This is a genomic window from Streptomyces sp. NPDC087440 (genome assembly GCF_044744005.1).
GTDB lineage: Bacteria > Actinomycetota > Actinomycetes > Streptomycetales > Streptomycetaceae > Streptomyces.
Genome location: NZ_JBIUXN010000017.1, coordinates 111397 through 137344, shown reverse-complemented (window position 1 = coordinate 137344; position 25948 = coordinate 111397). Strand labels below are relative to the sequence as shown.

Genomic DNA, 25948 nt, shown 5'->3' with positions numbered 1-25948 from the left:
CCGCCATGCGTCAGCGCAACGTCAACCAGCCTGCCAGGGGCGGCAGTTCACGCACCAAGGAGGCGGGCTGCGCGGCGCTCCTCGCCGCCGGGATCGCGCTGCCCTTCGCCCACGTCGTCCCCTGGATCGCCGAACACGGCCCGGACGTCGGTCAGTTCCTCGACGACCTCTTCGCGAACCGCATCAGCAGCTTCTTCGGCTGGGACGTGATCGTCGCCGTCCTGGCCCTGCTCCTCACCGTCACGGTGCTCGACACGACCCTGACCGCACGCCAACGCGCCGTCACCGTCCTCGGCTCCCTCCTCGGCGCATCCGTCGGCCTGCCGCTCTACCTCCTGTTCCGCCAGCGCAACCTCCGCCGCCGCGCCACCCCGTGACGCCTCACGGCCCGGCCCACCGCCCACCGGGGTCGCCCGTCCCGTGCCGGGACGCCCCGACCCCCTAGGCTTCCCCCGCACGCACTTCGCCCCGCCCCCGCACCTGGAGCACCCCACCCATGACCACCGGTCCCTTCCCCTTCCCCGACGCCGACCACCCCGAGGCGGCCCCCGCCCCGCACCCCCTCCTCGCCCCGGTCATGGACCTGCTGGGCACCTGGCAGGGCCGAGGCACCGGCTCGTACCCCAGCCTGGAGAGCGACTTCGGCTACGCGCAGGAAGTCACCTTCACCCACGACGGCCGCCCCTTCCTCCACTACGAGGCCCGCGCCTGGCTGATCGACGCCGACGGCACGCCGCTGCGCCCCTCCGCCCGCGAGAGCGGCTGGTGGCGCATCCAGCCCGAGGGGCGCGTGGAGGCCCTCATCACCCAGCCCACCGGAATCGCCGAGATCTCCGTGGGCCACGCGACGGCCGACGTCGTCGAACTGGTCACCCAGGAGGTCGCCGTCACCCCCACCGCCAAGGAGGTCAAGGCCACCCGCCGCACCTACACCCGCACCGCCGCGGACACCCTGACCTTCACCCACGACCTCGCCGCCGTCGGCCACCCCCTCCAACACCACCTCGCGGCCCGCCTCCACCGCACCGCCTGAACCGGGCCCCGGCCATCACGGACGTACGAGCAGGACATTCCCCAACGACCGCTGCCCGGTGGCGTCCGACGGCCGGTTGACGATCCCGTCCCGCGCCGTCGCCATCACGCTCGACCCGCCACCGTCCAGATTCAGCGCCTCCCGCGCCCCGAGCTGCCGCATCAGCTCAGCCGCCCGCGCCACGCCCAGACCCTCGCTGTAGCCGGCCTGCCGTCCGTCGACCACGACGAGCAGCAGGCGGCCGCGCCCGTCCACGCCGACCATCGAGCGCGGGTTGGCGCGCACGGTCCAGTTGTACGTGAACGTCTGGTCGGCGCCCTCCCGGATGATGCCGTCGGCCTGCGCGTTCACCGCCACCCGCCCGTCCCGTACGAGCGCCGGGCCGACCTGGAGGATCGTCGTGTCCGGCGTCAGCGCCACCGGCCTGCCGCGGCCGTCCGTGACCCGCTCCTCGAACCGCACCGTCGCCCCGACCCTCACGTGCTGCCGCAGCCACTGCGCCCCCGACCCGATCGCCTGCACGGTCGACCCGCCGGCCGGAACAGCGGCCCCCCGCGAGGCGTTGACCGCCACGACCTTCCCGCGCGCGTCGAGCACGGCCTCCGCCCCCGCCCCCGTCGGCACCGCACCCCACTCCGGTGTGAACTTCACCAACTCGCTCTCGTCCGTGCACGTGAAGTCGTGCTGCGCCTTCTCCGTCGGCACGTCGCCCCCGACCCCGCCGCAGTTCGCCACCACACCGGGCTGCCGGTTCACCCCGTCGACCTCGATGCTGTGCCCGCCCGCGCGCAGCGTCACTCGCGCGTTGTACGTGTCCACGTCGGCCGACCGTCCACCGCGCCGCAGCATCAGTCCGGCCCGCCCCCGGGTCGCCGAACCGATCAGCCTGCCGTCCTTCACGTACAGGCCGCCCGGCGCGGAGTCGTAGAACCACTGCCCGTTCACCCCGGCCAGCGCCTTCGTCGAGGCGATCAGATCGGTCAGCCGCTCCGCCCCGTGCAGGGTGGGCCCGAAGTCCGTGCCGACCGATCCCCGGAACGTGCGGAAGTCCACCCGCAGCACGTGCACCCGCTGCGGCGCCCGTGCGTCCGTCCCGTCCTGCGCCGTGTACCGCGTACCCCCGGCGAACCCGGCCTTGCGCACCTGCCCCAGCAGCGCCTGCGCCCCGGCCTCCGCCTCGAACAGCCCCAGCCGCACCACCCACCCCAGCCGCCCCGCCTTGCGGTCGGCGAACGCGGGCGTCACGACCTCCTCGATCCGCGGCGCGAACCCCTTCGCCCGCAACTCCCGCGCGACCCGCTCGGCGGTGCCCCGAGGCCCCAGCGCCGTCCCCGCGGACCCCAACGGCCCGTCCGGCACGGCCGGCAGGTACACATGCACGGTCCACCGGTCGTCCCCGTCACGCCCACCGACCACCTGGGACGACAGCTCCACCCCGGGCGCGATCTCCCGCGCCACCTGCCGTGCCTGCTCCCGCGCACCTTCGGCCTCGGCGACAGGAGCGGCAACACCCACCACCGTCACCCCCGCCGCCACCAAGGAAAGCAACCTGCGTCGCATGAGCGTCCTCCCGTCTTCGCCCCGCCGAACCAGGGCTCCAACACCAGCCAAACCGCGACCAGTTACCACCGGGCGACGCCAAGTCCAACACCCGCCAACCTCCGCCGAAAGACCCTCCCTCCCCACCACCACCGCATCCGCTGCCCCGCCCGCCCCGGCAGCCGTAGGCAGCAGGGCCATCCGGTACTCCTCGGGCGAGGGGGCCGGGCACCCGGTGGTGGCGCTCCTCGTGCAGGACGGCACGCTCGACTCGACCGCCCCGTGGCCCTCGACTGGCCCGAGTTCGCCGCCCACAGCAAGGGCGACCTCACCCTGCGCGATCTCCCCTCCCACCGGGCCGGTCTCCTCGGCACCGCCGCAGGCCTCACCGTCGCCGATCTCGCCGACGAACGCCGCCTGGCCAAGGTGGAAGATGTACGCCGCAGCGATCTCCGAGGTCGACGGCCGCACCGCGTTGCTCACGCCGGAAACCCTCACGGAGTTCACCACCGGGCACATTCCCGGCACGGACCTGGTCACCGGCGAGGAGGACCACTTCCTCCTGGGCTTCGAAGCCCAGTCCGCGCGCTACCCGGGCCTGAGCACCCGCGCCTTCGGGCACACCGGAGCCAACGGCTCCAACGCCTTCGCCGACCCGGCGATCGGCCTCGCCCACAGCTACACCCGCGCCCGCTTCACTCCCCGGGGCGACGTCCCCGCCGTCGAGAACCGCGCCCTGACGACCACCCTCCTGCGAGCCCTCACCCGTACGGGCTCCTGAGCGAGTCGGCCGAACCACAGACCAAGATCAGTCAGCGTTGACGCGCTCGTCCGGGCGTCGCCCCGGGCCACCCGGGACGGACAGGGTGAGGCCGGTGGCGACGGCGTCCGGTTGGGGTGTGTCCGAGTCGCCGTCACGGCGCGGGGCACCTCACCCCTTCCGGCCGGGGGACGGGTTCGCGGGTGAGGAGGTGGTGGGGGGAGTGCTGGGTGGCGTAGTGGGCGACGAGGGGGTGGAAGCGGTAGGTGTCCGCGGTGTCGTGCTGGAGGAGGTGGTGGTGGGTGAGCGTGGTGAGGAGGTGGTGGGCGGTGGTGGGCGTGGTGCCGGTGAGGGTGGCGGAGTGGTCGAGGGTGATGGGTGCGTGGGGACGGCGGGTGTGGTGGTGGGCGAGGTGGTCGAAGAGGTGGGCGGCGTCCGGGGGCAGGGCGTGGTAGGCGGTGTGGAAGGCGGCGCGGAGGTTGGTGCGGGGGTCGTTGTCGGGGGTGAGGTGGTCGAGGAGGTGACGGGGATCGGCGTACCGGTGGGCTGCGGTGGCCCGGGCGTGCGGAGGCAGGTGGGTGAGGTGGGTGACGGCGCTGCGCAGGGCGAGGGGGAGCCCGGCGCAGGCGTGGGTGAGGAGGGGGAGCAGGTGGGGGTGCTGGAGGAGGAGGTCGCTGCCCAGAGTGGTGAGGAGGCGGGCGGATTCGTCCTCGGTGAGGGGAGGCAGGGTGAGGAGGGTCGCCCCGTCGTGGGTGGCGAGGGCGGTGAGGCGTCTGCGGCTGGTGGTGAGCAGGGCGCTGGTGTTGCTGGGGATGAGGGGGCGGATCTGTTCGGCGCTGTGGGCGTCGTCCAGGACGATGAGCATGTGCTGGGTGTGCAGGAGGCTGCGGTAGAGGCTGACGCGGTCGGCGGGGTCGGCGGGGATGTGGGTGTCGTTGATGCCCAGGCTGCGCAGGAGTTGGGCGAGGGCCTGGGCGGGGGTGAGGGGGGTGGCGTGGGGGCGGGTGCCGGCGAGGTCGACGAAGAGCTGGCCGTCGGGGTAGGCGTCCGTGAGCCGGTGGGCGGCCTGGAGGGCGAGGGCGGTCTTGCCGACGGTGGGCAGGCCGTCGATGGCGGCGATGGTGGGTGCGGGGGAGGTGGGCGGTGAGGGCGTGGTGGGCGGTGGGACCAGCAGGCTGTAAAGGGAGTTCAGGTGGGCCTCGCGCCCGATGAAACCCCTGGCCAGCGGCGGGAGTTGGGCAGGCCGCGGGGTGTGCGGCAGGACGCTGCGGTGGGGGCCGGCCGAGGGGCGCAGCTCGTCGCGCAGCGCGGTGATCTCGCGTCCGGCGAGGATGTCCTGGTGCAGGGTGCGCAGTTCGTGCCCCGGGGGGATGCCCAACTCGGTGTGCAGGAGGCGGCGGATGTCGGCGTGGACGGCCAGCGCCTGGGCCTGCCGGTCGCAGCGGTGCAGGGCGAGCATGAGCAGCCAGCACAGCTTCTCGCGCAAGGGGGCGTCGGCCGTCGCGGCGGACAGGTCGGCGATGACCTCGCCCGGCCGTCCGGCCCGGAGCATCACGGCCGCCCATTCCTCGGTGACGGTCAGGCGCAGGTCCTGCAACCGGGTGCGTTCCAGGTTCGCGCGGGGGCCGGGCGTGGTCCCCAGGGGGTCGCCGTGCCACAGGGCCAGGCACTGGCGGTACGTGCGCACCGCCTCGGCGATGTGGCTCTCGGCGGCGGCCTTGCGGGCCTGGGCGTGCAGCCGGGTGTGGTGGTGGAGGTCCACCGCCTCGGGAGGGACGTGCAGGCAGTAGCCGCCCGAGGCGGAGGCCAGGACGGTGGTGCTGGTGCGGCGGGTGTGGGCCGGGTTCAGGGCGCGGCGCAGTCCGGCGACGTAGGTGTGCACGCCGCCGGTGGCGGTGTGCGGGATCTCGCTGCCCCAGACGGCGTCGATGATGTGCTCGGTGGCGACCACGTCCTGGGCCCGGTCCGCGAGCAGGGCGAAGACGGCGCGCTGCTTGGGCGGGCCCAGGACGACCTCCTCGCCGTCCCGCCAGGCCCGCAGGGGCCCCAGCAGCTGGACAGAGATACCTTCCCCCGTGCTGGCCATGGGCGGCGCCGCCTCTCTGCGTGGTGGTGGGTGGTGAGTGGTGGGAACAACCCTGTGGAAAGGTCGGAAAGAATCCAGCACTGGAATGCTGGAAAAGGGATCAAGGAAGGGTTGGGAAAGGGGCGAGAAAGGATGAGGAAAGAGGTCGGAAAGGATGGTGAAAGAGGTACGGAAAGAGTTCGCGAAGGGAAGTTCTGTCGAACTGGTGAATGACTTTAGCCGGTTGGTTGTGGGGTCTCAACGTCGGTGTGAATTAAACAAGTTGGCTCGCAAGTGGCCTGTTCGACAGGGGTGCGTGTGAGGGGTGGTGGGTGACAGCGGAGTCAGATCCGTACGAGGATGACGGTATGGCGAATTTCATGAATTCCGCGCGTGACGTGCTGCCCCGTCAGGTCGCGGATTCCTATGTGGACGCTCTGGTGGAACTGAACCCGATTATGGGTACGTTTCTCGGTGACGCGGGCAGTTCGCGGCGGCTTCCGGATTTCTCACCCGACGGCCAGGACGGTGTGGCCGCGCTGGCGCGCGCCACCCTGGGGCAGCTCGCGCGCGCCGAAGCGGCACCCGGCGCGGACCGTGCGGCCGAGCGCCGCTGTGCCCGCCTGATGCGGGAGCGGCTGACGGCCGAACTCGCCGTGCACGAGGCGGGGGAGGGGCTGCGGACGGTCAGCAACCTCAGCTCGCCCCTGCACGAGGTCCGTACCGTGTTCACCCTCACCCCCGCCGACACCGAGGACGACTGGGCGGCGATCGCCCAGCGGCTGCGTGCGGTCCCCGGAGCCCTGGCGGGCTACCGGGCGGCCCTGGACACCGGCCGCCGACGGGGACTGCCCGCCGGGCCGCGTCAAGTGGACGCGGTGATCGGGCAGTTGGACGAGTGGACCGGCACCGGCGGCCGCAGCTGGTTCGCGCAGTTCGTCGAGCCGGGGCCCGAGACGCTGCGCACCGAGCTCACCGCCGCCGCACACCGGGCCACCGGTGCGCTCGGCGAACTGCGGGACTGGCTGGCGACGGACTACGCCCCGGCCGTGGCGGGCGCGCCGGACACGGTCGGCCGGGAGCGGTACGGCGTGCTGGCCCGCTGGTGCAACGGCGCCGACCTCGACCTGGAGGAGGCCTACGGGTACGGCTGGGCGGAGTTCCACCGCCTGCACGCCGAGATGCGGACCCAGGCCCGCCTGGTGGGGCCCGGGACGGGCACCCCCTGGGAGGCGCTGGCCTGGTGCGAGCAGCACGGTGAGGTGATCGAGGGGGTCGAGGAGACCCGGCGGTGGCTCCAGCAGCTGATGGAGGAGGTCATGGACGCGCTGGACGGCACCCACTTCGACGTGGCCGAGCGGGTGCGGCGGGTGGAGTCGTGCATCGCCCCGCCGGGCAGCGCCGCAGCCCCGTACTACACCGAGCCGTCCCTGGACTTCACCCGGCCCGGCCGCACCTGGCTGCCCACGCTGGGCCAGAACCGCTTCGCGGTCTACGACCTGGTCACCACCTGGTACCACGAGGGCGTGCCGGGCCATCACCTGCAACTCGCCCAGTGGGCGCACGTCGCCGACAGCCTGTCCCGCTACCAGACCATGGTGGGAGCGGTCAACGCGAACGCCGAGGGCTGGGCCCTGTACGCCGAACGCCTCATGGACGAACTGGGGTTCCTGTCCGTGCCCGAGCGGCGCCTGGGCTACCTGGACGCACAGATGCACCGGGCCGTCCGCGTCGTCATCGACATCGGCATGCACCTGGGGCTGGAGATACCCCGCGACGCGCCCTTCTGCCCGGGCGAGCGCTGGACGCCCGCGCTGGCCCAGGAGTTCCTCAACCGGCACACCGGCCGCCCGGCCGACTACGTCGACAGCGAGATCACCCGCTACCTCGGCATGGCCGGCCAGGCCATCGGCTACAAGCTCGGCGAACGCGTCTGGCTGGCGGGCCGGGAGGCCGCCCGCGCCCGGCACGGGGCGGCCTTCGACCTCAAGGCCTGGCACATGGCCGCCCTGTCCCAGGGCTCCCTGGGCCTCGACGACCTGCTGGCGGAACTCTCCGCCCTGTGACACGGCTGCCCCCACCACCGCCCACGGGGGCGGCGGTGGGGGCAGCGCCGCCCACCGGACCTGCGGGGTTACGAGACCGCCGGGGCCTGCGCACCGTCGGCGGCGCACTCGTCGACGAACTCGATGATCCGGCGCACCCCGGTTTCCAGCTGGACCGGGTCCACGCAGAACGCGATCCGGATCAGGTGGCGGGCGAAGGGCGCGAAGGTGTGGGAGCGGATGCGGCCGTGGCCGTCGAGTTCGGGCTGCAGGGCGAAGCCGTCGCCCGGGACCACCGCCACGCCCTTGGTCTCCAGCAGCCGCATCGCGAACGTCTGGGCGTCCAGACCGCTGCGGGCGATGTCGAGCATGGCGTACCAGCCGCCGGCCGGCAGCTCGGAGAGCAGCCCGGCCCGGATCAACTGCGGCAGCGCCGTGTCCCGGTTGCGCTGTACGCGCTTGCGGTTGGCCGCGGTGGAGGTGGCCCGGCTGGCGAGCGCGGCGATGCCCGCGTACTGCACCGGGGTCGAGGTGCCGATGATGTTGGCCTCCTGGACGACCTTCATCACGTCGGCGGCACGGTCGTTGGCCAGGGCCACGCAGCCGAGCCGGTAGCCGGTCATCGCGAAGCTCTTGGAGAAGCTGAAGACGCTGTGCACGATGCGCTCGTCCACGGGGAGGCCGGCCTCCAGCGACGCCGTGGAGGTGTGCTCGGCGTCGTACAGGAAGTGTTCGTACGCCTCGTCGCTGACGACCTGCCAGCCGCGGCTGCGCGCCAGGTCCAGGAGCGCCCCGAGCTCCTGCTCGTCCAGGACGACCCCGGTCGGGTTGGCCGGGGAGTTGATCAGCAGGACGCGGGTGCGGTCGGTGGCGGCCGCGGCGATGGCCCGCGGGTCGGGCCGCAGGTCGGCGCCGAGCGGGTACAGGACCGGGGTGAGCCCGGCGAGCACGCTCTGCTGCAGGTGGACCGGCCAGTGCAGTTCGGGCAGCAGGATCTCCGCGCCGGGCTCGGCCAGCGACTGCAGCAGCGCGGCCAGGCCCTGACACGACCCCGGTGAGATCAGCAGCCGGGAGACGGCGGTGTCCACACCGTTGTCCTCCCGCAGCTTGTCCACCAGGGCCGACCGCAGCCGGGGCATTCCCTCCACGCCGGTGTACTTGGTCTCGCCCCGGCGCACCGCGTCGATGAACGCCTCGGCGACGTTCTCGGCCGGGTCGAAGTAGGGGTCGCCCACATGCAGGTTGATCACTTCCTCGCCGGTGGTCTCGGCCCGCTCCTCGGCGGCCCGGAAGATGCGGTGCAGGCAGGAGGAGGGGATCGAACGGGCGGCGGAGAGCATTTCGGGAGTCATGGGCGTACCACCTCTGTCGGATTCGCTGTCGGGTTGAGGGTCCACGGGTTCGTCAGGGCCACAGGTTCATCGGTTCATCGGGGCGGCAGGTGCGCCGGACTCTCCGGGCGCGGGGTGTGCCGTGCGCGCACGGCCGGTCATGCCGTGCGGCCGCCGTCGACGGGCAGCAGGACGCCGGTCGTCCAGCCCGCGAGGTCGGGATCGAGCAGGTGGCACACCCACCGGCCGATCTCGGTGCCGGTGCCGAACCGTCCCATCGGCGTCGAGGCCACGAGACCGGCCCGCAGGTCCTCGGTCGCCGCCTCGTCCAGGCCCATGTCGTGCCACATGGGGGTGTCCACCGGGCCGGGCAGGATCGCGTTCACCCGTACCTCGGGGGCCAGTTCCTTGGCCAGGGACCGGGTGAGGCTGTTGAGGGCCGCCTTGGTCGCACCGTAGAAGGAGCGGCCCGGCAGGGCGAGGACGCCGCCCACCGAGGAGATGTTGACCACGCTGCCGCGGCGGGAGCGCAGCTGCGGCAGCGCGCAGCGGATCAGCTCCGCGGGTGCGGCGACGTTGACGGCGAACATGGCCTCCAGCACCTCCGGCCGGGCCGTGTCCAGCGGGCCGAAGCGGGCCAGGCCGGCGTTGTTGACGAGCCCGTCCACGCCGCCGAACCGCTCGGTGGCGTCGGCCACGATGCGCTCGGCGGCGCCGGGCTCGCTGACGTCGGCGACCACGGCCGTGACGGTGTCCGGACGGCCGTCGGCGAGTTCGTCGAGCAGGTGCGCGCGGCGGCCCACCACCGTGACGTACGCACCCGCCTCCAGCAGGCACTCGGTGATGCCGCGACCGATGCCGGTGGCCGCACCGGTGATCACGACCGATTTCTTGTCCAGGCTCATCGCACGGCCTCACTGCGGGGGCGTTCCACGGACAGGGTGTCGGGCAGGGCGTCGGACAGGGTGTCGGGCAGCACTTCGGTCGGGGCGCCGCTGAGGGCTTCGGCCAGGGCGCCGACGTCGGCAGGGAGGTCGAAGTGCCCGCCGGGCCCTGACCGCAGGCCGAACGCACCCGTGGTGGCCCGCGCCCACGCGCCCGTCCGGGCCGCGTCGACCAGCGGGTCCCCGGTGTGGTGCAGGGCGCGCAGCGTGCAGGTGAGCGGCTCGGCGTGCGGGCTCGCCCGGTACGTCTCGTTGAGGCGGATGTCCGCGCGCAGCACGGGCAGCAGCAGGGCGCGCAGCTCCCTGTCGTCGCCCAGCCGGGGATCGATGCCGCCCAACTCGCCGAGCAGGTCCCACAGTTCGTCGTCGGGGAGCCGGTGGGTGGAGCCGCCGCCCGCCAGCCAGGGCGCGGGAGCGCCCGAGACGACCAGCGTGTCCACCGGGTGCCCGGCGGCCTCCAGGAGCAGCGCCGTCTCGTAGGCGACGAGGGCGCCCAGACTGTGCCCGAACAGGAAGCAGGGCAGCGGGGCACGGCGCAACAGGTCCGCGGCGACGCAGGCCGCCATCTGGGCCACGCTGTCCGCGGGCTCCTCGTCCATCCGTTCCAGGCGCCCGGGGTACTGCACGCCGAGGAGTTCACCGTCGGCGGGCAGCGCCGCCGACCAGGCACGGTAGACGGACGCCGTCCCGCCGGAGTGCGGAAAGCACACCAGGCGGTGCGCCGGGCGGTCGCTCTGGTTCAAGGACCGCAGCCAGCCGCGGTCGGACAGGGGGAGGGGAGTCACACGGACGAGCTTGGCAGCGGCCCCGCCCTCGCCCCGGCAAACTGTCACAGCTCTGTCGAGCCCGCCGGTGCCCCGGCGCCGCTGTCCGACCCTGAGGACCTGTCGGCCCCCTGAGGGGGCCGCCGTACCCCCAGGAGGAGACATGCTGAACGGATTCGTGCCCTGGCCGCCCGAGTTCGCCGACCGTTACCGGCGGGACGGCTACTGGCAGGGTGTCGCGCTGCGGCAGCTGATCGCCGACCGGGCCGCCCGCCACCCCGACCGCACGGCGGCGGTGGACGGCCGACGCCGCCTGACCTACGGCCAGTTGCTGGCCGAGGCCGACCGTACGGCCTCCGGGTTCGCCGGGCTGGGGATCGCCGCCCGCGACCGGGTGGTGGTGCAACTGCCCAACCGGGTGGAGTTCCTGACCACCGTCGTCGCCCTGTTCGGTCTCGGGGCGATACCGGTGCTCGCCCTGCCGGGACACCGCCGCGAGGAGATCACGCACCTGGTGAACGCCTCGGACGCGGTGGCCTACGTCGGCCCGGACCGGCTGATGGGCTTCGACTACCGGGCCATGATCCGCGAGGTGCGGGCCCGGACGCCCGGGCTGCGGCACGTGGTGGTGCTGGGCGAGGAGCAGGAGTTCGTCCCGCTGTCCCAACTGGCCTGTTGTACGGTGCGCGAACTGCCGCCCGTCGACGCGTCCGAGGTGGCGCTGCTGCTGCTGTCCGGCGGCACCACCGGGGTGCCGAAACTGATCCCGCGCACCCACGACGACTACGCCTACAACATCACCGCCTGCGCCCGCGCCGTGGAGTTCGACGAGAACGGCGTCTACCTGGCCGCGAACCCGGTGCCGCACAACGCCGCGCTCGGCTGCCCCGGAGCGCTGGGCGCACTCGTCCTCGGCGGCAAGGCGGTGCTGGCCGCCAACCCCAGCCCGGACCTGGTCTTCCCGCTCATCGAGCAGGAGGGCGTCACGCTGAGCACCCTGGTGCCGGCGCTGGCCCTGTTGTGGGCGGAGGCCGCCGCGTCCCGGCCCGTCGACATGAGCCGTCTGACCCTCCAGGTGGGCAGCTCGAAGTTCGGCCCCGCCGCCGTCCAGCGGGTGAGCAGCATGCTGGGGTGCCGGATCATGAACGTGTACGGCATCGGCGAAGGCCTGATCACCCACACGCGCGTCGAGGACCCGCCCGAGGTGGTGCACCACACCGAGGGGCGCCCCGTCTCCGCGGGCGACGAGATCCGGATCGTGGGCACCGACGGCCAGGACGTCACGCCGGGGGCGACCGGGGAACTGCTCACCCGCGGCCCGTACACCATCCGCGGCTACTTCTCCGCGCCCGAGCACAACCGGCGGTCGTTCACCGCCGACGGGTTCTACCGCAGCGGCGACCTGGCCCATCTGACGGACGAGGGGAACGTGGTCATCGAGGGGCGGCTCAAGGACATCATCCACCACCTGGGCGAGAAGGTGTCGGCCGAGGAACTGGAGGGTCATGTGCTGACCCACCCGCAGATCAGGGAGACCGCCGTGGTCGGCGTCCCGGACGAGGAAGTCGACGAGCGGCTGCGGCTGTTCGTCGTCCCCGCCCACGGCGCCGACCCGGAGCAGCTCACCCTGCGCGCCCTGCGCGACCACATCAGGGCGCGCGGCGTCGCCTCCTACAAACTCCCCGACGAGGTGATCGTCGTGCCCGACCTGCCCCGCACTCCGGTGGGCAAGGTCGACAAGAACGCCCTGAAGGAAACCCCTCACCCGTCGATGCAGAAGCAAACAGTTCCGTTCAAGTGATGTCCGGTGAACAGTTGAACGGGCGCCCGGGAACGCGTCCTGCTCACCCGTCGCCGAGCGGGCACAAGAAAACTGGCTGCCCTGTATGAAAATCCGTTAAAGTCCCAACCACTTCCCGGGGCGCGCCCCTGCGGCGCGCCCCTTCCACCTGATGAATTCAGATGAATTCCAGCCGAAACAGGGGGTGCCGGCATGCCCGGACTTTTCGAGGACGACAGCCGTGAGTATCTGGTGCTGCGCAACGCGGAAGAGCAGTACTCGCTCTGGCCCGACACCATGCAGGTGCCCGCGGGATGGAATGTGGTGAACGGTCCCGCCCCCCGGCAGAAGGCCATCGAGTTCGTGGACAGGGCCTGGTCGGACATGCGGCCCAAGAGCCTGCGGAACGCGACCGTGGGGCAGGAGGGCTGACAGCCCTCTCCCTCCTCGGTCCCCACAAAAAAGTCCATCATGGGGGTGCTGGTGAAAGTGGACACGAAAAGCAGAGTCAAATTCGTCCGGTGGCCGGCCGAACGCGATGTGCGCGAACAGTGCAAGACGTACGGGCGGCCCTGTCTGCTCATCGTCGAGCACGGTGCGCCGCCGCCGGAGCAGTTGAGCCCGCACGAGGACTGGGTGCGCCCGCCCATCGTGCGCGAAGACCTCCAGGCCCGGGTCCGTCAGCTGACCGACCGGGCCGTGCTCAGGGCCGGCCCGGTCCTGGACCCGGCCGGGATCTGCTCCTTCAAGGAGGCGTCCGTCACGCTCTCGCTCACCCAGTGCGAGATGCTGGCGCCGCTGGTGGCCCGGTACGGCCAGATCATCTACCGGGCCGAACTGCGCGACATCCTGGAGAACTCCGGGGCGAGCTCCTCCAGCAACGCACTGGATCTGCATGTGATGCGGCTGCGGCGGAGGTTGCAGGTCGTCGGGCTCGCCGTACGCAACGTATGGGGGCGCGGCTTCGTCCTGGAACCCCTCTAGCGGCCCGGAATCCCTCTGGTAGCCCGGAACCCCGCTCGGGCCCGGACCCGCTAGGCGGCGCTGAGCTGCGCGTGCGCCGCCGCCCGCAGTGCCCGCAGCTCGCCGAACGGCAGGCTGCAACGGCCGAGCAGGTACGCGGCCCCCGAGCTGCCACCGGTGCCCGGCCGGGTCCCCAACGTCCGGGCCACCAGGGCCACATGTTCCACCTGCCATCGCCAGTAGCCGCTGCCGAGGTCCAGCAGCGTCTCGACGAGGCGGTACCCGACGCCCCCGCCGGGGGTCTGCCGGGCCAGCTCGTCCACCGACCGCCCGCAGCGGGTCGCCCACGCCGCGAGGGACGCGTACAACAGGCCCTCGTGCGCGTTGGTGCCCAGCAGTTGGGCGAGCCGGTGGAACTGCGGCGACTGGGCCCCGCTCGCGGTGCCCAGCAGCGGCCGGAACGCGGCGAAGTCCGCGGTGGGAAGCCTTTCCAGAACGGTCAGTTGGTGGTGCAGCAGCTCCACCAGACCGCCGGCGCGCCCCAGCAGATCGATGATCCACTCCGCGGGGGCGGTGTCGTCGGCGGTGGTGAACGCGTCGACAGCCGCCTCCACATCGGTGATGATCTGCCGCAGCCAGAGTTCGCTCGCCTGGTGCGCGATGATGAAGAACTGCTCGGACAGCACGGTGGAATGCGCGGCACTCTTTCCTGCCGAACGGGGCTTCTGGAGGGACAACAGGGCATCCAGTTCCAGATAGTTCCGGTAGTTCAATTCCTCGGTCACTTCGCTTCCCTCTCTTCGTGACAGGCCGCCGGGCACTTCGCCATCATGGAGTGATCGACAGCCGGTAAAGCGCACGGAGAAAGAGTTCTTTCACGGACCTTCGTCGACCGACGGTGCCCATGGCATCGTCGATTTCCGCCCGCCGGGACGCTGTGGGAAGGCGCAGGAAGCGGTGATGTGGCACAGAATTCACTGCTGTTCACACTCGAACCATGTCGGAGGCTGAACGAAATTGCGTACCGTAAGCGAAATTTTCGAGTCCACGGCAGCAGTGTCGGGTGCGGCTCCGGCGGTCGTTTTCGAGGACAGCGTCCTTTCCTACGCAGAGTTGAACGCGAACGCCAACCGGCTCGCCCGGCAGCTCGTCACCCACGGAGTGGGACCCGACGTACTCGTCGCGATCGCAATTCCGCGATCGCCCGCGTTGGTGGTCGCCGTGCTCGCCGTCCTCAAGGCGGGCGGCGCCTACCTGCCGCTCGACCCGCACTACCCGGCCGAGCGGCTGGCCCACATGGTCACCGACGCCCGCCCCGCCCTGCTGCTGCGCACCCAGGACACCCCGGCCGCGCACCTGGACGTACCCGAAGCGGTCCTGGACGCACCCGCGTTCGCGGCACAGTGCGCCCGCCACGGCGGCGCGGACCTCACGGCCGACGAGCGGCTCGCCCCGCTCACCGTGGACCATCTGATGTACGTCATCTACACCTCGGGCTCCACCGGCGTCCCCAAGGGCGTCGCGGTCAACCACACCGGTGTCGCGGACCTCGTCGCCACGCAGGCCCGGCAGTACGGCGCAGGACCCGGGGAGCGGGTGCTGCAGTGGGCGTCCTTCAGCTTCGACGCCTGGTTCTGGGACTTCGCCCTGGGCCTGCTGCACGGCGCCACCCTGGTGATGGCCGCCCAGGAGGACCTGATGCCGGGGGAGGCGCTGCGCGCCACCCTGCTCCGCCACCGGGTCGACCACGCCGTGCTGCCGCCGGTGGCGCTGGCGGCCACCGACAGTACGGGACTGCTGGTGGGCGGCACGGTCACCTCCACCGGTGACGTGTGCACCACCTCCCTGGCCCGGCAGTGGTCCCAGGGCCGGCGCCTGTTCAACGGCTACGGCCCCACCGAAGTGACCGTCGGCGCCTCGATCGGCGGGCCCGTCACCGGCGTCCAGGACGAGGTGAGCATCGGCACGCCCTGGATCGGCAGCACGGTCCACGTCCTGGACGACCACCTGAGCCCCGTGCCCGAGGGCGTCGAGGGCGAACTGTTCCTGGCGGGCAGCGGCATGGCCCGCGGCTACCTCAACCGGCCCGGCCTCACCGCGACCCGCTTCGTGGCCGACCCGTACGGCCCGCCCGGCAGCCGGATGTACCGCTCGGGCGACCGGGGCCGCCAGGACGCGGACGGCAAGCTGTACTTCACCGGCCGGGCCGACCAGCAGGTGAAGGTGCGCGGATTCCGCATCGAACTCGGCGAGATCGAAGCCCGCCTGGAGACCCACCCCGCCATCGTGACGGCCGTCGCCGTGGTGACCGGTGCCGAGGTGTCCACCGAACACGTCGTCGCCTTCGTCACCGCGACCGCCCCCGGGGACCTCGATGCCGGGCAGGTGCGCGAGCACGCCCGGGGCACGCTGCCCGAGCACATGGTCCCCTCGCGCATCGTGGCGGTCGAGGAGTTCCCGGCCACCCCCAACGGCAAGATCGACCGCGCAGCGCTGGCCGACCGGGCGGCCGCCCGCACCGCGGCCACCCCCCTCCGGCCCGACGCATCGGCGGCACCGGACGACGGCTCCGTGGAGCAGCGGCTGTGCGCGCTGGTGCGCGAGACGTTGCAGGTCGCCGCCGTGGGCCCGCAGGACAACTTCTTCGACCTGGGCGGTCACTCGGTGCTCGCCGCGAAGCTGGCCGGCCGCATCCGTACCGACCTGGGCGCCAGCGTGCCCATGCGCACCGTGTTCTCGGCCCCCACGCTGGCCGACCTGGCACGGGCGCTGCAGGAGGCCCCGGCCGCCTGAGGCCGAACCCGAAACGTCATGCACCACAGGAGCACAGGAATCACAGGGGGCTGGGAGATGCCGGCGGCACACGTTGACGAGGGCGCAAGCACACGGACCGGGGTACCCGCCCCGACGGGCCCGGAGGCCCTGCGGCGCACGGTCTCCGACCTGCTCGGCATGGAACTCACCACTGCGGACGACGAGAGCAACCTGTTCGAACTCGGGCTCCAGTCCCTGGAGTTGATGCGACTCGCGGCCCGCCTCGGCGCGGGCGGCCAGGAGATCGGCTTCACCGAGCTGGCCGAGGACCCGCGCCTGGCCGCCTGGTTCGCACTCCTGCCCGCGGACACCCCGAACACTCCTGCGATCGAGCACGCGTCGCCGCCCCCGGCACCGGACGCCGGGGCTGTGGATCCGGGCCTGCCGTTCCCGCTCACCCCCGTGCAGCAGGCGTACCTGATCGGCCGGGGCGACGGCCAGCCGCTCGGCGAGGTCAGCTGTCACGCCTACCTGGAGTTCGACACCGCCCCCGTCGCGGTGGAGCGCCTGGAACGCGCTGTGCACGCCCTGATCGAGCGGCACCCCATGCTGCGCGCCGCCTTCGCCGACGACGCGACCCAGCATGTCCTGACCCGCTCCCCGTGGCCCGGCGTCACCGTCCACGACCTGTCCGGACAGGACCCCGAAGAGGCCCGCACGGCGGCGCTTGCCCTGCGCGAGGGACTCTCGCACCGGCGCCTGGACGTCGCCCTCGGCCAGGTCCTCGACGTCCAGGTGAGCCGACTGCCCGGCAACGCCGACCGCCTCCACCTCAACATCGACCTGCTGGCCTGCGACCTCGCCAGCATCCGCGTCCTCCTCGGCGACCTGGCCGTCCTGTACGACGACCCCGCAGACCCCGCCGGACTGCCCCCGCTCACCTGTACGTTCAGCGGCTACCTGGCACAGCAGGAGGCGGCGCGCGGCGCGGACCGGGAACGGGCCCGCGCGTACTGGCAGCAGCGGCTGCCCTCGCTGCCCGGCGGCCCCGGCCTGCCGCTGGCCGTCGACCCCGAGACGGTGGGCGCACCCCGCTTCGTACGCCGTTCCTGTCCGCTGACGCCCGACCAGTGGGACGTCCTCCAGCAGCGGGCCCGCGAGGCAGGACTGACGCCGTCGGTGGTGCTGGCCACCGCGTTCTCCCTCGTCCTGCGACGCTGGAGCGGGCAGCGGCACTTCCTGCTCAACCTGCCGCTGTTCGACCGCGACCTGGGCGCGCACCCGCAGATCGACGCCGTGGTGGCCGACTTCACCGGACTCGTCCTGCTGGAGGTCGACCTGGCCGGGGACACCTTCGCCGCCTGCGCACGGGCCGTGCAGAAGCAGATGCACGAGGACATCGGCCACGCGGCCTACTCCGGCGTCGAGGTGCTGCGCGACTTCGCCCGTGCCGACACGCAGACACCGCGCACCGCCCCCGTGGTCTTCGCCTGCGACCTGTCCGCGCCCCTGGTGCCCGACGCGTTCGCCGGCCGGTTCGGCGAGCCGACGTGGATGCTCTCCCAGACGCCGCAGATCTGGCTGGACCACCAGGTCTACCGGACCCGCGACGGCGGCCTGCTGCTGGTGTGGGACGCCGTCGAGGAACTGTTCCCCGCAGGGATGCTCGACGACATGCTGGCGGCCTACGAAGGGCTCCTGGGGCGTCTGTCGGCCGGTGGCTGGGACCGCCCGGTGCCCGACCTGCCGCTCCCCGCCGACCAGCAGGCCCGCCGTACGGAGGTCAACTCCGCCGCCCGGCCCCTGACGGACAACCTGCTGCACACGGAGTTCTTCGCGCACGCCGAGGAGCGCGCCGACCGCCCCGCACTGCTGTGGGACGAGACGGGGACCCTCGGCCACGCCGAACTGGCCCGGGCCGCCCTGCACATCGCCGGAGCGCTGGCCGAGCGCGGCGTCGGGCGCGGCAGCCACGTCGCCGTCACCGCCCCCAAGGGCCGGCAGCAGATCGCCGCCGTGCTCGGCGTACTGGCCGCGGGCGCCGCCTACGTACCGATCGGCGTGGACCAGCCGCCCGAGCGGGCCGCCCGCATCCTGGAGCGCAGCGGCGCCCGGGTACTGCTCGACGGCCGCGCACCGGGGCAACGGGCCGTCGGCGACCACGGCACCGAGGGCGGCCGCATCGAGGTGCTGGAGATCGAGGCGGCGCTGCGCGCGAACCCGCTGCCCGCACCCGTGCCCGCCCACCCCGACGACAGCGCGTACGTCATCTTCACCTCCGGTTCGACCGGACTGCCCAAGGGCGTCGAGGTCAGCCACCGCGCCGCGGTCAACACCGTCGAGGACATCAACGAACGGTTCGCCGTCACCGCCGACGACCGGGTGCTCGCCGTCTCCGCCCTGGACTTCGACCTGTCGGTGTGGGACGTCTTCGGGTTCCTCGCGGCGGGCGGCGCCGCCGTCCTGGTGCCGGAGGACGGACGCCGGGACGCGGTCCAGTGGCTGGAGACGTGCCGTACGCACGAGGTGACCGTGTGGAACTCGGTGCCCGCCCTGCTCGACATGGCGCTCACCGCCTGCGCCGACGAGGCGCTGCCCCCCTCGCTGCGCCTGGCCCTGCTCTCCGGCGACTGGATCGGCCTCGACCTGCCCGGCCGCCTGGCGCAGGCGTCCGCCGGGCGATGTCGGCTGATCGCACTCGGCGGTGCCACCGAGGCCGCCATCTGGTCCAACTCCCACGAGGTCACCGGGGTCCGGCCCGGGTGGCGCTCCGTCCCGTACGGAAAACCGCTCCGCAACCAGAAGTTCCGGGTCGTGGACGAGCGCGGCCAGGACTGCCCGGACTGGGTGCCGGGCGAGCTGTGGATCGGCGGCACCGGCGTCGCCGAGGGCTACCGGGGCGATCCGGAGCTCAGCGCACAGCGGTTCGTCGCGCACGCCGGCGAGCGCTGGTACCGCACCGGGGACCTGGGCCGGTACTGGCCCGACGGCAACCTGGAGTTCCTCGGCCGCCTGGACCACCAGGTCAAGATCAACGGATTCCGGGTGGAGCTCGGCGAGATCGAGACCTGTCTGCAGGCCCACCCCGAGATCGCCCAGGCCGTCGTGGTGGCCTTCACCGAGGGACACCAGGAACTGGTCGCCGCGGTGGTCGAACACGGGCCGGTGGTCGACCACGGGCCGGTCGCCGCACCCGGTGAGCCGTCGGCCGACGGCTCGGCGGCCGCCTTCCTCCCGACCCCGACCCCGCCCACGGCCGACGACGACCCCCATCTGCTCGAACACCACCTGGTGGAAGCCCTCCTGGCCACCGTCGTCGAACCCCTCCTCGCACCGGACCCGGCGACGCCCCCGGCCGTCTGCGCCGAGCAGCGCCCGGTGCTGGACCTCTGGCTCGAGCACCTGACCCGCCGCTCGGTGCTCACTGCACACCCCGACGGAGGCCACCGCCAGGGGCCCCGCTGGGCCGTGGCCACCGACCCGATCCGGCTCAAGGAGGTGCGGGCCGAAGCCCACGGAACGCCCTACGAGCCGGTCGCCACCGCACTGGAGTGGGCCGCACCGCTGTACACGGCGATCCTCGCGGGCGAGGCCGACGCCACGGCCCTGCTGGACGACCCCGTCCTGGCCCCCGAATCCCTGAACGACCTGATGCCCGGCACCGCCGCCTGCCTCGCCGCCCTCGCGCAGGACCTGCACACCCGGTCCGGCGACGGCGGTGACCCGGTGCCCGAGGTCGCGCAGTGGGACGTGCACAGCGGCCGGGGCACCGCCCGCCTGCTCGACCACCTCCCGCCCGACACCGTGGCGTACACCCTGCTCGGCACCTCCGGACCTCAACTGGCCGCTGCACAGAGCCTGGTGCGCGAGCGCGGGCACCACACCCGGACGGCCCGGCAAGGGGCGGGCGCGATCGACACCGCGCACCTGCACGCCTTCCGGGCCGTCGTCGCCGACAACGTGCTGCACCAGATGCCCGACCCGCACACGGCCCTGACCACGATGGCGCTGCTGCTGGCCCCCGGCGGACGCCTGTATCTGCTCGAACGCGACCGGCCCACCCCCCTCGCGCTGATCACCGCGCTGCCGCTGGAGGCCCGCGCGGGCCGCCTGGCCGCCGGCCGCCCCCGCACCGGCTGGCTGCACAGCGCCCAGCACTGGGCCCGGGCCTGCGCCGACGCCGGGTTCGGCGAGGTCACCGTGGTGCACCGGGAGGCCACCGGCGAGTTCCTGCTGTGCGCGGACCGCAGCCCCACGGCCGGCGGGGCGGACGGGGAGGCGCTGCGCCGGTGGGCGGCCGACCGGCTGCCGGAGCACATGGTCCCCGGCCGGGTGCGCGTGCTGCCCGCGCTGCCGCTCAGCGGCAACGGCAAGGTCGACCGGAAGCGCATCCGCACCCTCCTGGAGGACGCGGCGCAGCCCGGGGGAGCGGTGGGCGACCCGCCGCAGGGCACCACCGAGGCCTACGTCGCCGGGCTGTGGACCCAACTGCTCGGCCTGGAGTCGGTCGGCCGCGACCAGAACTTCTTCCGGCTCGGCGGCGACAGCCTGCTGGCGACCCGGCTCCTCGTCCAGGTGCGCGAGGGCACAGGGGCGGCCCTGGCCATGCGCGAGGTGATGCGCGCGCCCACGGTCGCCGGCCTGGGCGCCCTGATCGACCAGCGTGTTCTTGCCGTCGGCGACGGTGCCGACGAGGACTGTGAAGAAGGTGTGGTGTGAACGCCGACGAACTGCTCGCCGACGACCTGCTTGCCGACGACCTGCTCAACGACCTGCGCGGCGCCGGAATCCGGCTCTGGCGCGAGGGGGAGCAGCTGCGCTTCCGCGCACCGCGCGGCGCGATGGACGAGCGGCGCCTGGCCCAGGTGCGCCGCCGCAAGGCCGAACTGCTGGACCTCGTACCGCACACCGCTCCCCAGGAGGCGGACGGGCAGGAGCCGGTGTGGCACAGCAGCCCGGCCGACGGCGAACTGCCCTTCCCGCTCACCGACATCCAGTCGGCCTACCTGTTCGGCCGCAACGCGGGCTTCGACTACGGCGGCGTCTCCTGCCACGTCTACCTGGAGTTCCACTACCCGCCCGGCCTCGACGCCGACCGGCTGCAGCAGGCCTGGGACGGGCTCGTGCACCGCCACGCGGGGCTGCGCACGGTGATCCTCGACAACGGCAGCCAGCGCGTGCTGTCCCACCTGGCGGACACCCGCATCGCCGTCACCGATCTGCACACCGCGGACCAGGACACGGTGGACGCCGCCGTCGCCGCCGTCCGCGACGAGCTGTCCCACGCGGTGCACCCCACCGGCGAACGCCCCCTGTACGAACTGCGGCTGACGCTGGCTCCCGGGCACAGCGTCCTGCACGTCTCGGTCGACTTCATGGCACTGGACTGGCTCAGCATGCAGCAGGTCCTCACCGAACTGGACGAGCGCTACGCCCACCCCGACTGTCCGCTGCCCGAGCTGGACGCCACGTTCCGCGACTACGTCCTGGCCGAGCGCCGCCTGCGCGACACACCCGCCCACACCCGCGACCGCGCCTACTGGTGGGACCGCCTCGACACGCTGCCCGGCGCGCCCGCACTGCCGCTGCGCGAGGGCCTGGACCCGGCGGCCGTCCCGCCGCGCTTCCACCGGCTGACCGCGACGCTCGACGCGCCGACCTGGCGGGCCCTGAAGCGACAGGCCGCCGAACAGAACATCACGGCGGCCACCGCCGTCCTGGCGGCGTACGCCGAGACCATCGGCCGCTGGAGCGACACCGAGCAGTTCTGCATCGGCCTGCCCGTGCTCAACCGGATGCCCCTGCACCCCCAGGTCGACCGCCTGCTCGGCGACTTCACCTCCCTGAGCCTGCTGGCCGTACAGGGCGACGGCCGGACCGGATTCGCCCAACGGGCCCGCACCCTCGGCGAGCGCATGTTCGACGACCTCGACCACCGGCTGTGCAGCGGCGTCGAAGTGCTGCGGGAACTGGCCCGGCGCCGCGGCCGCGAAGCCGCCGTGCTGCCCGTGGTGTTCACCGGAAGCATCGGCGTGACCCGCCAGAAGGCGTCCGCGGCGGGCCGCGACCCCCGGCCCGCGTACGGCATCAGCCAGACCCCGCAGGTCTGGATCGACTGCCAGGCGGGCGACGCGTCCGGCGCTCTGGAACTGAACTGGGACGTGCGCGAGGGAGTCTTCCCCGACGGCCTGGTGGAGGAGATGTTCGACGCCTTCACCGTGCTGCTGCACCGGCTGGCCGCGGACCAAGAAGCCTGGCTCCACGCCGAACCGCAGCCGCTCCCGGCGGGCCAGCGCGCGGTGCGCGCCGCCGTCAACGACACCGCCGCACCCGAACCCGGCCACCTGCTGCACCACCCCCTCGTCGCCCGCGCCCGCGCCCACCCCGACCGGACCGCCGTCGTCGACGCCGCCGGAACGCTCACGTACGGCCAGTGGCTGGGGCGGGCGGCGGGCGTGGCCGAGCAGTTGCGCGCCGCGGGCACGCAGCCCGGCGACTTCGTCGGCGTCCTGATCGACAAGAGCCGCGAGCAGCTCGTCGCCGTGCTCGGCGTCCTGCTGGCCGGAGGCGTCTACGTACCCGTCGACACCACCCAGCCCCAGGTCCGCCAGGACGCCATCCTCACCGGCAGCGGCGCCTCGTACGCCGTCGTCGCGGGCCGCGCCACCGCGCCGTCCGGGGTGCGCACGGTCGACGTGCGGGAGGTGCGCGAAGTGCCGGTCGACAGCGTCTCGGACACCCCCGCGGTGGCCCCCGACGACCTCGCGTACGTCATGCACACCTCCGGCTCCACCGGGGTGCCGAAGGGGGTGATGATCAGCCACCGGGCCGCCGCGAACACGGTGCACGACATCAACGAACGCTTCGGCGTCCGCGAAACCGACCGGGTGCTCGGCCTCGCCGCGCTCAGCTTCGACCTGTCCGTGTACGACCTGTTCGGGCCGACCGCCGTCGGCGCCCGGCTCGTCCTGGTGGACCCCGCACAACGGGGCAACCCCGCCCACTGGGCCGCCCTCGTCGCCGAGCACGGGGTGACCCTGTGGAACTCGGTCCCCGCCCAGCTGCAGATGCTCCTGCACTACCTGGACGCCGAACCGGCCCCGCTGCCCTCCCTGCGCCTGGCCCTGCTCTCCGGCGACTGGATTCCGCTGTCACTGCCCGCACACGCCGCCGGGCACCTGCCCGGCACCGAACTCATCAGCCTCGGCGGGGCGACGGAAGCGGCGATCTGGTCCATCTACCACCCCATCACGGAGGTCGCACCCCACTGGCGCAGCATCCCCTACGGCGTCCCGCTCGCCAACCAGCGCTTCCACGTCCTGGACGCCGCCCTGCGCGAGCGCCCCGACCTCGTGCTCGGCGAGCTGTACATCGCGGGCACCGGCCTGGCGGAGGGATACCTGCGCGACGCGCGGCAGACCGCCGAACGCTTCCTCGTGCACCCCGCGACCCAGGAACGCCTCTACCGCACCGGCGACCTCGGACGCCGACTGCCCGACGGCTCGATCGAGTTCGTCGGCCGGGCCGACCAGCAGGTCAAGATCCGCGGCCACCGCATCGAGCTCGGCGAGGTCGAGGCCGTGCTGGGCGAACACCCCGCCGTGGGCACCTGCGTCGTGCTCGCCGCGGGCAGCGACGCCTTCGAACGGGCGCTGATCGCCTTCGTCGTCCCCGCCGACCCGACCGCCGCACCCCCCGACCCGGCCGCACTCACCGGCTGGGTCGCCGAACGGCTGCCCGCCCACATGGTCCCGGCCCAGATCGGCTGCGTACCCATGCTGCCGCTGACCGCCAACGGCAAGGTCGACCGCAAGCGGCTGCTCGGCTCGGCCGCGGTGCGGTCCGCCCCCGGGCGCGGCCCGGCCAGCCCGCCGCGCCCCGGCGTCGAGCAGGCGATCGCGGGCCTGTGGGCCGAGGTGCTCGGCGGTGAACTGCCCGACCGGGACCTGGGGTTCTTCGACGCGGGCGGCAACTCGCTGCTCGCCGCCCGCCTGGTGGGCCGCATCTGCGAGGACCTGCCCCAGGCCGCGCAGGCCACCTTCGACGTCCTGCTCCGCGTCCTGCTGCGCACGCCGACGGTGGCACAGCTCGCCGCCTGGCTGGAGTCGGACGCCGCCGCACCCTCGCCGCAGCCCGAGACCCCCGCCGAGGCCCACGACGACACGCTGGTCCGGCTCGCCGGGTCGGGACCGGCCCGCCTGCTGGTGCACGACACGGACCCCGCCGAACGGCAGGAGGCCGTCGACGCACTCGCCGCCGAAGCCGCCCTGTGGGAAATCCGGCTGACCGACGACCAGTTCGGCCAGGAAGCCCACGGGCCGGACGCCGTCGAGCGGCTGGCCGCCGCCCGTGCGCGCGCCGTGCTCGACGCGGGTCTGACGGAGGTGGAGATCGTCGGCTGGCGCGGCGGCGGCCCGCTCGCCGTCGAATTGGCCCGCCACCTGGACGAGGCCCAGGTGACGGTGCGCCGCCTCACCCTGGTCCTCGGCCACCGCCGCCCCGGCCCCGGACCGCTCGCCGAGACACTGCGGACGTACGATCCCCAGCCCTACGCGGGCGACATGACCCTGCTGCGCCCGGCCGGTACCGACCAGGGGGACGCGGCCGACAACGGGCAGGGCGAGGCGGCCGCATTCTGGTCCGAGGTGTGCCTGGGCGAGATCGGCGTCGTCGACCTGCCCGGCGGCGGCACCCCCCGCCCGCCCCTCGCGGCACAGGTCGCACAGGCGCTCGCCGAACAGGCACTCCCTGCACAGGCACTCCCTGCACAGGCGCTCGCCGCACCGGTGGAGCCGGCCCGGTGACCGGCCCCGTACCGCGCCCCCGGCGCATCGTGGTGTGCGGCACCCGGTTCGGCCAGATCTACCTGGCGGCCCTGGCCCGCGCGCCCGAGCGCTACCGGCTCGCCGGGATCGTCGCCCGGGGCGGCGCACGCTCGACCGCGCTCGCCCAGGAGTACGACGTCCCGCTGTACACCCGCGTCGAGGACCTGCCCCGGGACATCGACGCCGCCTGCGTCGTGGTCTCCGGCGGCGTCGGCGGCGGCCCGGGCGCCGAGCTGGCCCAGGCCCTGCTGGAGCGCGGCATCCCCGTCCTGCAGGAACACCCGGTGCACCCCCGGGAGTTGGCGGACTGCCTGCGGGTGGCCCGCCGCACCGGCACCGCGTACCAGGTGAACACCTTCTACCCGCATCTGGAGCCGGTGCGGCGCTTCATCGGCGCCGCACGGGAGTTGGTGCGGCTGCGCCGGCCGGTGTTCGTCGACGCGCTGTGTGCGGTACAGGTCTCCTTCGACCTGCTCGACATCCTGGCCCGGATCTTCGACGGGCTGGGCCCGTGGTCGTGGTCGCCGCCCGCGCCGGGCGGCGGGCGGCCGCTGGTCGGCGTGGACGGGCAGATCGCGGGGGTTCCGCTGACGCTGCGCGTGGAGAACCGCATGCAGAGCGGCGACGACAGCAGCAGCCTGCTGCTGCACCGCATCACCGTCGGCACCGACGCCGGGAACCTGATGCTGGCCAACAGCCACGGCCCGGTGCTCTGGAGCCCGGTCCTGAACGCTCCGCCGCCGACCGGGGGACGCCTCTTCCCGCGCGGCGAGAACGCCGGTGCGCTGTGGCCGGCCGGGCTGGGCGCCACCGCCGACTACGTGGGACCGGCCCAGGCGCCGACCTGGAGCACCGCCGTGGACGAGGTGTGGTCGCAGGGAGTGCTGGCCGCGCTGGACGAGCTGAGCGCCCGCGTCGACGCGGGCACGGACGTGCTGCAGGGCAGCCAGCGCCCGCTCGCGGTGGCCCGGGCCTGGCAGCAGCTGACCGAACTGCTCGGCTTCCCCGAGGTGTCCCACCCCGACCCGCAACAGCCATTGACCGCAGCTGACTTGGGGGTGGGCGAGCCGGTCGCGGCAGGCGGTGGCCCGGGCGGCCGGACCTCGCTACAGTAATATCGGAACGTGTTTCTAAATAGATCGGAA

17 protein-coding genes are annotated in these 25948 nt (G+C 73.2%); 11 read left to right on the top strand and 6 right to left on the bottom strand.

Annotated features, from left to right (window positions below):
* Window positions 1-5: 5 nt before the first annotated feature.
* On the top strand, window positions 6-377 hold the full coding sequence (locus ACIO3O_RS29420) for a DUF2834 domain-containing protein (RefSeq protein WP_401751043.1): 372 nt from the start codon (window positions 6-8) through the stop codon (window positions 375-377).
* A 119-nt stretch (window positions 378-496) separates the two neighbouring features.
* On the top strand, window positions 497-1033 hold the full coding sequence (locus ACIO3O_RS29415) for an FABP family protein (protein ID WP_401751041.1): 537 nt from the start codon (window positions 497-499) through the stop codon (window positions 1031-1033).
* A gap of 15 nt (window positions 1034-1048) precedes the next feature.
* Here the strand turns inward: ACIO3O_RS29415 and ACIO3O_RS29410 are convergent, their stop codons facing one another.
* Window positions 1049-2593: a phosphodiester glycosidase family protein gene (locus ACIO3O_RS29410; protein ID WP_401751038.1), complete on the bottom strand. Its 1545-nt coding sequence runs from the start codon at window positions 2591-2593 to the stop codon at window positions 1049-1051.
* 412 nt (window positions 2594-3005) lie between these two features.
* Here ACIO3O_RS29410 and ACIO3O_RS29405 point away from each other — a divergent pair, with 412 nt between their 5' ends.
* Window positions 3006-3353 (top strand): hypothetical protein, encoded by a 348-nt coding sequence (locus tag ACIO3O_RS29405; protein WP_401751035.1) that lies wholly within the window; start codon window positions 3006-3008, stop codon window positions 3351-3353.
* A 133-nt stretch (window positions 3354-3486) separates the two neighbouring features.
* Here the strand turns inward: ACIO3O_RS29405 and ACIO3O_RS29400 are convergent, their stop codons facing one another.
* On the bottom strand, window positions 3487-5418 hold the full coding sequence (locus ACIO3O_RS29400) for a BTAD domain-containing putative transcriptional regulator (RefSeq protein ID WP_401751033.1): 1932 nt from the start codon (window positions 5416-5418) through the stop codon (window positions 3487-3489).
* A 359-nt stretch (window positions 5419-5777) separates the two neighbouring features.
* Here ACIO3O_RS29400 and ACIO3O_RS29395 point away from each other — a divergent pair, with 359 nt between their 5' ends.
* A complete protein-coding gene (locus ACIO3O_RS29395; protein WP_401751030.1) occupies window positions 5778-7463 on the top strand; it encodes a DUF885 domain-containing protein in 1686 nt (561 codons plus the stop codon).
* Window positions 7464-7531: 68 nt separating this feature from the next.
* Here the strand turns inward: ACIO3O_RS29395 and ACIO3O_RS29390 are convergent, their stop codons facing one another.
* The 3 genes from ACIO3O_RS29390 to ACIO3O_RS29380 all read right to left on the bottom strand — a co-directional run bounded on the left by ACIO3O_RS29390 (window position 7532) and on the right by ACIO3O_RS29380 (window position 10502).
* A complete protein-coding gene (locus ACIO3O_RS29390; protein ID WP_401751028.1) occupies window positions 7532-8794 on the bottom strand; it encodes a pyridoxal phosphate-dependent aminotransferase in 1263 nt (420 codons plus the stop codon).
* A 137-nt stretch (window positions 8795-8931) separates the two neighbouring features.
* Complete coding sequence (locus tag ACIO3O_RS29385; RefSeq protein WP_401751026.1) at window positions 8932-9678, bottom strand: SDR family NAD(P)-dependent oxidoreductase; 747 nt, start codon at window positions 9676-9678, stop codon at window positions 8932-8934.
* On the bottom strand, window positions 9675-10502 hold the full coding sequence (locus ACIO3O_RS29380) for a thioesterase II family protein (RefSeq protein WP_401751023.1): 828 nt from the start codon (window positions 10500-10502) through the stop codon (window positions 9675-9677). Before ACIO3O_RS29380 ends, ACIO3O_RS29385 begins: the two co-directional genes overlap by 4 nt.
* A gap of 142 nt (window positions 10503-10644) precedes the next feature.
* Between ACIO3O_RS29380 and ACIO3O_RS29375 the strand changes: the two genes are divergently transcribed.
* From ACIO3O_RS29375 to ACIO3O_RS29365, 3 genes are all read left to right on the top strand, one after another.
* A complete protein-coding gene (locus ACIO3O_RS29375; RefSeq protein WP_401751020.1) occupies window positions 10645-12282 on the top strand; it encodes a (2,3-dihydroxybenzoyl)adenylate synthase in 1638 nt (545 codons plus the stop codon).
* Window positions 12283-12474: 192 nt separating this feature from the next.
* A complete protein-coding gene (locus ACIO3O_RS29370; protein WP_401751017.1) occupies window positions 12475-12693 on the top strand; it encodes an MbtH family protein in 219 nt (72 codons plus the stop codon).
* A gap of 108 nt (window positions 12694-12801) precedes the next feature.
* Window positions 12802-13245, top strand: coding sequence for a winged helix-turn-helix domain-containing protein (locus ACIO3O_RS29365; protein WP_401751015.1), 444 nt, complete (start codon window positions 12802-12804; stop codon window positions 13243-13245).
* A 50-nt stretch (window positions 13246-13295) separates the two neighbouring features.
* Here the strand turns inward: ACIO3O_RS29365 and ACIO3O_RS29360 are convergent, their stop codons facing one another.
* Window positions 13296-14009 (bottom strand): tryptophan 2,3-dioxygenase family protein, encoded by a 714-nt coding sequence (locus ACIO3O_RS29360; protein ID WP_401751012.1) that lies wholly within the window; start codon window positions 14007-14009, stop codon window positions 13296-13298.
* Between the two features lie 271 nt (window positions 14010-14280).
* Between ACIO3O_RS29360 and ACIO3O_RS29355 the strand changes: the two genes are divergently transcribed.
* Genes ACIO3O_RS29355 through ACIO3O_RS29340 form a run of 4 tightly spaced genes read left to right on the top strand, consistent with a single transcriptional unit; the run spans window position 14281 to window position 25918 of the window.
* Window positions 14281-16017, top strand: a complete 1737-nt coding sequence (locus ACIO3O_RS29355; RefSeq protein ID WP_401751010.1) for an amino acid adenylation domain-containing protein — start codon at window positions 14281-14283, stop codon at window positions 16015-16017.
* Window positions 16018-16074: 57 nt separating this feature from the next.
* On the top strand, window positions 16075-20697 hold the full coding sequence (locus tag ACIO3O_RS29350; protein WP_401751007.1) for an amino acid adenylation domain-containing protein: 4623 nt from the start codon (window positions 16075-16077) through the stop codon (window positions 20695-20697).
* Entirely contained in the window at window positions 20694-24782 is a 4089-nt protein-coding gene (locus ACIO3O_RS29345) for an amino acid adenylation domain-containing protein (RefSeq protein ID WP_401751005.1), read from the top strand. The genes ACIO3O_RS29350 and ACIO3O_RS29345 overlap by 4 nt, the downstream gene beginning before the upstream one ends.
* Window positions 24779-25918, top strand: coding sequence for a Gfo/Idh/MocA family oxidoreductase (locus ACIO3O_RS29340; protein ID WP_401751003.1), 1140 nt, complete (start codon window positions 24779-24781; stop codon window positions 25916-25918). The genes ACIO3O_RS29345 and ACIO3O_RS29340 overlap by 4 nt, the downstream gene beginning before the upstream one ends.
* Window positions 25919-25948 lie beyond the last annotated feature (30 nt).